Origin of the sequence: Lentzea indica, assembly GCF_012184385.1 — a bacterium.
Taxonomy (GTDB): domain Bacteria; phylum Actinomycetota; class Actinomycetes; order Mycobacteriales; family Pseudonocardiaceae; genus Lentzea; species Lentzea indica.
Map to the genome: position 1 here is coordinate 1 of NZ_VSRL01000350.1, position 7,493 is coordinate 7,493.

At 68.0% G+C, this 7,493-nt stretch carries 11 protein-coding genes; 6 read left to right on the forward strand and 5 right to left on the reverse strand.

Going from position 1 to position 7,493, the window contains the following annotated elements; genetic code table 11:
* A partial coding sequence (locus tag FXN61_RS51220; RefSeq protein WP_223165864.1) for a hypothetical protein occupies nucleotides 1-204 on the reverse strand: 204 nt, incomplete at its 3' end.
* Between the two features lie 95 nt (nucleotides 205-299).
* Here FXN61_RS51220 and FXN61_RS45215 point away from each other — a divergent pair.
* The 3 genes from FXN61_RS45215 (at nucleotide 300) to FXN61_RS45225 (ending at nucleotide 3,003) form a co-directional block, all read left to right on the forward strand.
* Nucleotides 300-1,157 (forward strand): NYN domain-containing protein, encoded by an 858-nt coding sequence (locus FXN61_RS45215; protein WP_167979975.1) that lies wholly within the window; start codon nucleotides 300-302, stop codon nucleotides 1,155-1,157.
* Between the two features lie 152 nt (nucleotides 1,158-1,309).
* Nucleotides 1,310-2,176, forward strand: a complete 867-nt coding sequence (locus FXN61_RS45220) for a peptidase inhibitor family I36 protein (protein ID WP_312878494.1) — start codon at nucleotides 1,310-1,312, stop codon at nucleotides 2,174-2,176.
* A gap of 251 nt (nucleotides 2,177-2,427) precedes the next feature.
* Complete coding sequence (locus tag FXN61_RS45225; RefSeq protein WP_167979976.1) at nucleotides 2,428-3,003, forward strand: polysaccharide lyase family 7 protein; 576 nt, start codon at nucleotides 2,428-2,430, stop codon at nucleotides 3,001-3,003.
* A gap of 4 nt (nucleotides 3,004-3,007) precedes the next feature.
* Here FXN61_RS45225 and FXN61_RS45230 read toward each other — a convergent pair whose 3' ends face one another.
* Nucleotides 3,008-4,243 carry a PucR family transcriptional regulator gene (locus FXN61_RS45230; RefSeq protein ID WP_167979977.1) on the reverse strand — a complete coding sequence of 412 codons (1,236 nt, stop codon included), beginning with the start codon at nucleotides 4,241-4,243 and terminating at the stop codon, nucleotides 3,008-3,010.
* A 209-nt stretch (nucleotides 4,244-4,452) separates the two neighbouring features.
* Between FXN61_RS45230 and FXN61_RS45235 the strand changes: the two genes are divergently transcribed.
* A complete protein-coding gene (locus FXN61_RS45235) occupies nucleotides 4,453-4,749 on the forward strand; it encodes a hypothetical protein (protein WP_167979978.1) in 297 nt (98 codons plus the stop codon).
* On the opposite strand, the gene FXN61_RS45240 is transcribed toward FXN61_RS45235, so the two are convergent.
* Nucleotides 4,740-5,405 carry a DNA alkylation repair protein gene (locus tag FXN61_RS45240; RefSeq protein ID WP_312878495.1) on the reverse strand — a complete coding sequence of 222 codons (666 nt, stop codon included), beginning with the start codon at nucleotides 5,403-5,405 and terminating at the stop codon, nucleotides 4,740-4,742. The genes FXN61_RS45235 and FXN61_RS45240 overlap by 10 nt on opposite strands.
* A 108-nt stretch (nucleotides 5,406-5,513) precedes the next feature.
* Here FXN61_RS45240 and FXN61_RS45245 point away from each other — a divergent pair, with 108 nt between their 5' ends.
* Nucleotides 5,514-6,272 carry a hypothetical protein gene (locus FXN61_RS45245; protein ID WP_167979979.1) on the forward strand — a complete coding sequence of 253 codons (759 nt, stop codon included), beginning with the start codon at nucleotides 5,514-5,516 and terminating at the stop codon, nucleotides 6,270-6,272.
* Here FXN61_RS45245 and FXN61_RS45250 read toward each other — a convergent pair.
* Both FXN61_RS45250 and FXN61_RS45255 read right to left on the reverse strand, forming a co-directional pair.
* Nucleotides 6,269-6,496 carry a hypothetical protein gene (locus FXN61_RS45250; RefSeq protein WP_167979980.1) on the reverse strand — a complete coding sequence of 76 codons (228 nt, stop codon included), beginning with the start codon at nucleotides 6,494-6,496 and terminating at the stop codon, nucleotides 6,269-6,271. The genes FXN61_RS45245 and FXN61_RS45250 overlap by 4 nt on opposite strands.
* Before the next feature lie 41 nt (nucleotides 6,497-6,537).
* Nucleotides 6,538-7,098: a TetR/AcrR family transcriptional regulator gene (locus FXN61_RS45255; RefSeq protein ID WP_312878496.1), complete on the reverse strand. Its 561-nt coding sequence runs from the start codon at nucleotides 7,096-7,098 to the stop codon at nucleotides 6,538-6,540.
* Between the two features lie 103 nt (nucleotides 7,099-7,201).
* Here FXN61_RS45255 and FXN61_RS45260 point away from each other — a divergent pair, with 103 nt between their 5' ends.
* On the forward strand, nucleotides 7,202-7,402 hold the full coding sequence (locus tag FXN61_RS45260) for a hypothetical protein (RefSeq protein WP_167979982.1): 201 nt from the start codon (nucleotides 7,202-7,204) through the stop codon (nucleotides 7,400-7,402).
* Nucleotides 7,403-7,493 lie beyond the last annotated feature (91 nt).

The window sequence follows — 7,493 nt, forward strand, 5'->3', positions numbered from 1 at the left end:
CTGAACGAGCAGAGCCAGCTGCCGGGTCGCTTCCCGTGCCGCCTCGGGTTCCGCATCGGCCGGTCCGACGGCGACGGGAGAGCCCGGCGGATTCGCGCCTGCCCGGTCGTCAGCGGGTTTGGGCACGGCTCTGCCGCCCGACACGGGGAGCCAGCAGCTCAACCCGGGTCCGGCGGTCACCCCGAACGCCAGCTGGATGGACATCGACACCATCATCGCGCACCCGCGCCAGCGGTTTTGCTCTCTCACCGAGGCCGTGAGCTGCGACTACCCCGCTGCGAAGGGGTAATGTCCGGGCGGTGGGGAAGATCGTCCGCATCGGAGTGTTCTACGACGGCACGTGGTTCGCGTACCTCAGCGACTTCTACGCGACCGCTCACCGGAGGGCCGCGCGGATCTCGCTCGACGGCCTGCACGACGCCGTGCGCTGGTACGTCCACGCGGAGACCGGCCGCCCGCTCGACGAGTGCGTGGTCGCGGAGACGCACTACGCCCGTGGCCGCATCGAGACGCCGGCCGTGTCCTTCGACGCGGCTCTGACCGCCGCCGGCATCACCCGTCACGACCTGCCCCTGCACGGTGGCAAGGAGAAGGGCGTCGACGTCCACCTCGCGCTCGAGGCGTGGGATCGCGCGGTGTCGGTGCCGCTGCAGTGGGTCGTCCTGCTCACCGGGGACGCCGACTTCGCCCCGCTCGTGACGCGGCTGACCGCGCGTGGCGTGCACGTGATCGTGCCGGTCGTCGACGTGCAGACGGTCGAGAAGGCGCCTGCCTGGACCCCGCGCACCGCGGCGCCGTTGCGTGCCGCGACGCCCTTCACCCCCGGCTTCGACGCGCTGTTCGCTCCCGGTGACCAACCCGATTACCCGTTGCGGGGTGCCTTCGTGCGGTCCTCGGAGGCGGTGGCCTCTCCGGTGGGCTCGCCGCGTGGCCGCAGGCGCGGAACCGTGACCACCTGGAAGTCAGGACAGTCGCACGGGTTCATCACCGACACCCGCGGCGGTTCGTGGTTCGTCTCCCGAGACGACCTGCCCGAGGGACTGACCTTGCTGCTGGCCGGTACGCCCGTGTCGTTCACCGGGTCGCCCGCCCCGATGCAGGGCAGGAAGTACCCGAGGGCGCAGTCGGTCCGCCTCGACGAGTTTCCCCGCGCCTGACAAATCGGTGGCCGCTGGTGTCAGCGGAATGTCAGCGGCGGTCGAGATGCTTCCGGCGAAACGAAGCATCCCCTGCACAAGCGCGGTTCTGGCAGCGCCGATCGGGGGGCGGCGTGCAATGTCGGAACCTGTGGAACGAGTAAGGGCAAATCGTGCTGAAGAAATTCACTTTCGTGGCGTTGATGGGTGCGCTCGTCAGCGCATCCTTCGGTGCGGGTGTCGCCAACGCGGCGACGGACCGCAACGGGTCCTGTGAGTCGGGCGAGTTCTGCCTGTACTTCAACAGCGACCAGGCCGGCTCGGTGTCCGACTTCGCGGGCTCGATCGCCGACTACGGCGACTCGCAGCCGAGCTGCTACGAGTTCAAGGGCGCCGGCAACGGCAAGGGCGTGTGCGTCAAGAACAACGCCGCCTCGGTCTGGAACAAGACCAGCAAGGCCGTCACCGTCTTCTACAACAGCAACTACGGTGGCGCGAAGCAGACGTTCGCGGCCGGTGCCAAGGGCAACCTCAAGGCCGAGCTCAAGAACGAGAACGCCTCGCACCGCATCGGTGACGCCGGTGGCGACCCGGATCCGGCTCCTGGCACCTACCCGACCCCGCCGACCAACCCGCACCCGTCCGCCTCGGCCCGTGCGCCCCAGGCGACCAAGCGCACCCAGTTCGTCGACGACCAGATCGCCTCGCTGACCGGCGAGAGGCAGTGCTACGTGGGCGACTACCGTCCCGGTGAGCCGGCGACGAGCAACCACAACACCGGCAACGCGCTGGACTGCACGATCTCGAACGCGATCGGCACCCACCCGACCGCCGCGCAGAAGGCGCAGGGCTGGAAGCTTGCCTACTGGCTGCAGAAGCACGCCGGCAAGCTCGACGTCCGCTACGTGATCTGGCAGGGCAAGATCTGGAGCGTCGCCCGTGCGTCCGAGGGCTGGCGCACCTACACCGCCGGTGGCGGTGTGACCGGTGGTCACTACGACCACGTCCACGTCTCGATCCAGAACCCGCACGGCGACTGATCGACACAGCGTGAACTGATCTGATCGGGGTGGGCAGCGGTTTCGCTGCCCACCCTTTCGTCGTTTCTCCTCGTCGAAATTTCGGCGCTGGCGAAATTGCGCCGGAGACGACAGAATTTCGGCCGCCGCCTGTGTGAACCCTGCATGCCCACACAAGGAGCACAAATGCGTCTGACACGACGAGCCGTCGCCATCGCGGGCACAACCGCTCTGCTGTTCACGGGACTCCAGCCGAGCGCTCGGCAGGCCCGGTGGGCAGCGGGTGGCAGGAGCACAAGCCCGCGTGGAACCTGCAGATCCAGAGCCGCGGCGACATGAAGAGCTATCCGAGCAGCACGACAAGCGCGTCCGGGCCAGGCGGTTCCTACCTGCGGTCCGGCGGGGTGCAGACCTTCAAGCTCTTCAACAACGGGTCCAACCGGGTCGAGGCCAGGATTCAGGACAACTACCGGACGGGGCAGCGGCAGTTCGAGGGCGAGCTCAAGGTCACCGCCGGCACCGACGACGAGAGCGCCATGCAGATCTTCGGCAACGACGGTGACGGCGCCACCACACTGATGATCAGGTCCTACGCGAAGAGCGGGGGCACGCTCCGCGGCGGGGGCAAAGACCTGATCAGCAACATCTACGGCAAGTGGGTGCGCATCAACGTCACCCACAACGCCACCGCCACCGGTGGCAGCTACTCCATCTACATCAACGGCAAGCTCGTGCACACGAACAACGGGCCCAAGGGCGACCACTACTTCAAGTACGGCGTGTACGGCACGTTGAAGACGTCCGGCGCCGAGCACCAGTGGCGCAACGTGCACTTCTACCGGAAGTAGCCGGTCAGGGCCGCAGATCGTGGACGATGAGTGAAGCGGCGAGCAGCCGGATGTCCGCGGGGTCGGCGGGGTTGTAGCCGGTGAGCTCGGTGACGCGGCGCAAGCGGTAGTTCAACGTGTTGCGGTGCAGATGCAGGCTCTCGGCTGTCCGGTGGCGGTTGTGATCGCTGTTGAGGAACACCCGGAGCGTGTGCAGCAGGTCGGGGTGCTCGGCCAGCCGGTCCATGACGCGGGCGAGGCGCTTGCGTCCGGGGCCCGGCCGGCAGAGCTGGTACTCGAGCAGCACGTCGTCGAGGACGTACGCGCCTGGCGGGCGTCCGAGTCGCTGGACGAGCTCGGCGATGTCGGCGGCCTGCCGGGCCGCGGTGGGGATGTCCTCGCGGCTCTCCGCCGCGGCGATGCCGCCGACCAGGTCGACGCCCGCCGCCGTGTGCAGCCTGTGCACCAGGTCGGCGGCATCGGCCAGCTCCTGGTCAGCGGTCTCGGCCGAGGTGGGGAGCAGCACGGTGCCGCCGTCGTGGTCGAGTGCGGAGAGCGCGTGCCTCGGTAGCTCGGCCCGCAGGCGCCGCACCAGCGCGTGGGCAGCGAGCCTCGCGTCGTGAGCGCCGGAGCCCTCCGTCAGTGGTGGCGCTTCGACCCGCACGGCGACGACCACGTGGTGGCTGGACAGGTCGAGACCGATCCGTTCGGCCAGCGGCTCGGCCTCCCTGCCGGTCAGCAGGGCGGCGACCAGTGCGCGACCAGCCTCACGACGTTCGGCGTGCAGTGTCTGCTGCTCGGTGAGGTACGAGGCGGCGACGGCGGGAACGGCGAGGCTCAGGTACTGCAGCAGCGCGGGCACGGTCGCCAGCAGGTCGCCCACCTCGTCCTGCTCGGCGACATCGGCCATGGCCTGCCACCCGACGTGCGCGGCGACGTGGTACGTGCTCAGGACGACGTCGAGCGGCACGCCCTGCTGGGCTCTGCGCACCGCCGTGGCGATCTGGTCGGCGAGCTCCTCCGGCGCGGGTGGGCGCTGTTCGCGCAGGGCACGGAGGAAGACGTGGAGGTTGCGGCTCACCGCCTCGGTGATCTCGCGGTCGACGAGCTGGTGCGGCAGCTGCCGGTAGGCGGCGGATCTGGCGAAGAACGCCTCCAGCACCTTGTCGGCGATGCCGGGAATCTGCGCCGCGGCCCGCTCGTAGAGCGGTGCGAGCGGGTCAGGAGACGGGATGTCGACCACTGGCAGAGGCTTGCGCATGCGGCTGCCCGGTGCCATAGGCCGAAGCGGTCTTCCTTCGTTGGCACTGTGCACGAACGGATGAACCTCGCGTTGTGCACCTGCCTCAAACATTTGACCTGATCGAGTGATGGCCGATGAGACGGGCATCTGCGCGGAGCCAGAATTGCAGTCCACATCGGCAGGGGCAGGGTGACTTGGCACAGAACGCGAGCAGCGTCCAAGACTGCATGAAGCTGTTACTCCGGCGAGGATTCCAGCGCACCGTCGTGCAAGACCGACTGACGTGCGTCAACGCCGTGATGTTCCGCCGCGTGTGGCGGGGCACCAACGAGACCGTGCTCGCGTACTCCGAGTCCGAGGCTCTGGCCTACCGCGTGCGCCAGTGCGACGCGGATCCGGTGGACCCGTTCGTCGTCGATCCCGATCACACGCTGTGGCAGTGCGGAGGAGAGTTCCTCGACGTCGCTGGTCAGTTGCTCGAACTGCCCCCTGCGCTGGAGCACACCACGTTCGATCAGCCCTGACGGCGCACCATCTCGTTGATCCAGCTCGGAGCGAACGGCGACGTGCAGTTCGGTGGCGTCGGATAGTCCTTCAACACTTCCAGTCGTTCGCCGATGTCGATCGCGCGGGCGCGAAGCGTCGGGTGCTCGATCCCGATCTGCGCCAGGCAGTGGTTCATCGCCCATTGCAGACGCTCCGGGGCGTCCTTCATCTCCTTCTCGATGATGTCGAGCAGTCCGGCGAGGTCAAGACCCTCCGGTTTGCGCGCGACGCGTTCGGTGGTCAACGCCCACCCCGCGCTCGCGACGACGGGATCGGGGTCGGCGAACCAGGTCTCGCGCAGTTCTTCGGCGTGCGGGCCCTTCTTCACCACGTAGTTGACCAGCCAGTCGTGCACCTTGGGACGACGTGCTTCGCGCAGCATGGTGTCCAGCTCGTCACGTGAAAAGGCCTTCGGGCGGCAGATCAGGAGTGCGAGCAGCCGTGCGGCGGTATCGCCGGTCTGCCACAGCTCGACCGCGAGGTCCTGCTGGGTCTTCAGCCGTTTGGCGACGGCGCGGAGCTTGCCGAGGTTCACGCCGTGGTCGTCGCCGTGCTTCTCGTTGACCGCGCGTGCCTTCGGGTCCTCCAACGCGGCCAGCTCGGCCATGACCTCGGCCACCGTCGTGTCCGCCACCTCAGAGCTCCTGTCCGTCGCCGGTGACGGACAGCCTACGAGCTCAGCGGTCAACCTCGGAGGAGGAGAAGCGACTGACGGCACTAACGTTGCCCAGGCGAGTGATGGTTGAGCGAGGGGGTTGGCGTGTCCGGCCAGATCGTCCGCCACGCCGGCCAGATCGAGGCCGTGCGCGTGCGGTTCGCGGCCGTCCACACGGCCAGCGCGGTCGTGGTCGGCGACGAGACGGTGTACGGGCGGTTGTGCCGGTGGATGATCGACACCGTCCTGGAGAAGCATGCCAGGCAGGACGAGCTGGTCGAGTACATCGAGGAGAACCTGCGCCTCATCGTGGCCGGGCTGTGCGACCTCGCCGGACAGGAGCGGCCACGACCCGACCCCGTTCGCGAAGCCGCTGTGCCCTCGTTGGTCGCGCCCGTCGAAGAGACGGCCAAGGCGGCGATGGAGCGGATCGGGCCGTTGCGGGACGTGCTGGACGAGCTCACCGGGCGCCCGGGCGTCATCGCCGTGCATGCCATGACCTGGTACAACATCGCGGTCGAGCAGCGGGACATGGCCGACGAGCTCGAGGACTTCCTCTCCCACGACGTGCCAGGCTGGGACGGTGCCGCCGAGCACGTGCGGTTGATGGGGCACAACATCGAGGCCATCAGAGGGCTCAGCTCGGTGTCGGCGGCCTTCGCGGAGATCGTCCAGAGCGTCGGGGTGCTGGTCGCGCAGACGCGGCGGCTCGTGCGCGAGCTGGTGATCGGTCTGGCCGTGGCGCCGACGGACGCGACGTTGTGGCGGCTGGCCTGCCGGATCGCGGTGTACGGGGTGGCGCTCAACGCCACCCTGACGCATCTGGAGGACCGGCTGAACGGCTAGGCGGCGTTCTGGGCGGCGCGGCGGGCTCGGCGCCGGGTGATCGACGGCAGGAACCACATGTAGACGCCGGTGCCCATCAGCACGAACAGCGGCAGCAACGGCACGTACGACACCCACACCGCGGAGTTGTCCACGGTCAGCGCGACCGCCGTGAACACCACGGTGGCCATGAAGACCATGCTCACCATGCGGTGGAACTTGCGGATTCCCTTGCTGCTGCTCATCTTTCCTGTCCTCCCGGTCGTTGGCTCCGTTGCGGACAACGTTAGGACCGGGGGTGGGCGCCGTGCTTCTCGATTCCTGACCGGACGATCGCCCTGGCTTCCTCCGGCGTGAGGTTGCCGGTGAGGGTGAGGTTCGCGAGGCCGAGGGCCATGGCGAGGAGTTCCTTCGCCGCAGGACCGACCAGGACCGTCAGCAGGCCGATCAGCTCGTCGTAGCCTTGGCGCAACTGCTCGGAGAGCGACGGGTTCGTGAGGGCGTGCGTTTCGAACGCCTGCGCCACGCGGAACAGCCGACGGTCCTCTGAGGTCACCGGGATCAGCTCGGTCAGCAGTGCCTCGGCCGGTTGCGTGCTGTCGGAGAGCCGGGCCTGCACGCGGGCGGTTCCGAGGTCGTTGATCGCGGTGAACGCGGCTGTGAGCAGGTCGTCCTTGCTGGGGAAGTAGTGCTGGACGCGGCCCACCGACACGCCTGCCTGCTCGGCGACGCGGCGGATGCTCACCTGATGGGTTCCTTCGGTGTCGATGATCGCGAACACCGCCTCGAGGATGGCGCCCCGCCGCTCGTCGTGGGCGGCACCTCTGCCCCGCACCGGTCGGCTCACTCGCATCCCCTTTCCGAGACGTTCGCATTGATTTGACCACGAGCTCGAACGCGGCTACCGTTCGAGTGTCAAACCGATATGTTTGTATTGATCTGGGGGAGTCATGGAACTGATCGCCCTGGTCCTGCTCGTGCAGGGTGGCGGCGGGTTGATCAACAACCTCGCCGGTGGGTCGAAGAGCTGGTTCGCGCTGAACCACGTGGAGATGCCGGACGCGCTGCGCATCACGGCGCACGCGGTGATGGTCGTGGTCGGCCTGGTGCTGGTGGTCCGCAGGTTCGGCTGGGACTGGTTCAAGAGCTAGTTGTGATGTCCAGGGAGGTTGGTCAGCCGGGTGATGGGTGGCTTGCCTCCGATGGCGGAGTGGGCTCGGTGGTGATTGTAGAAGTGGATCC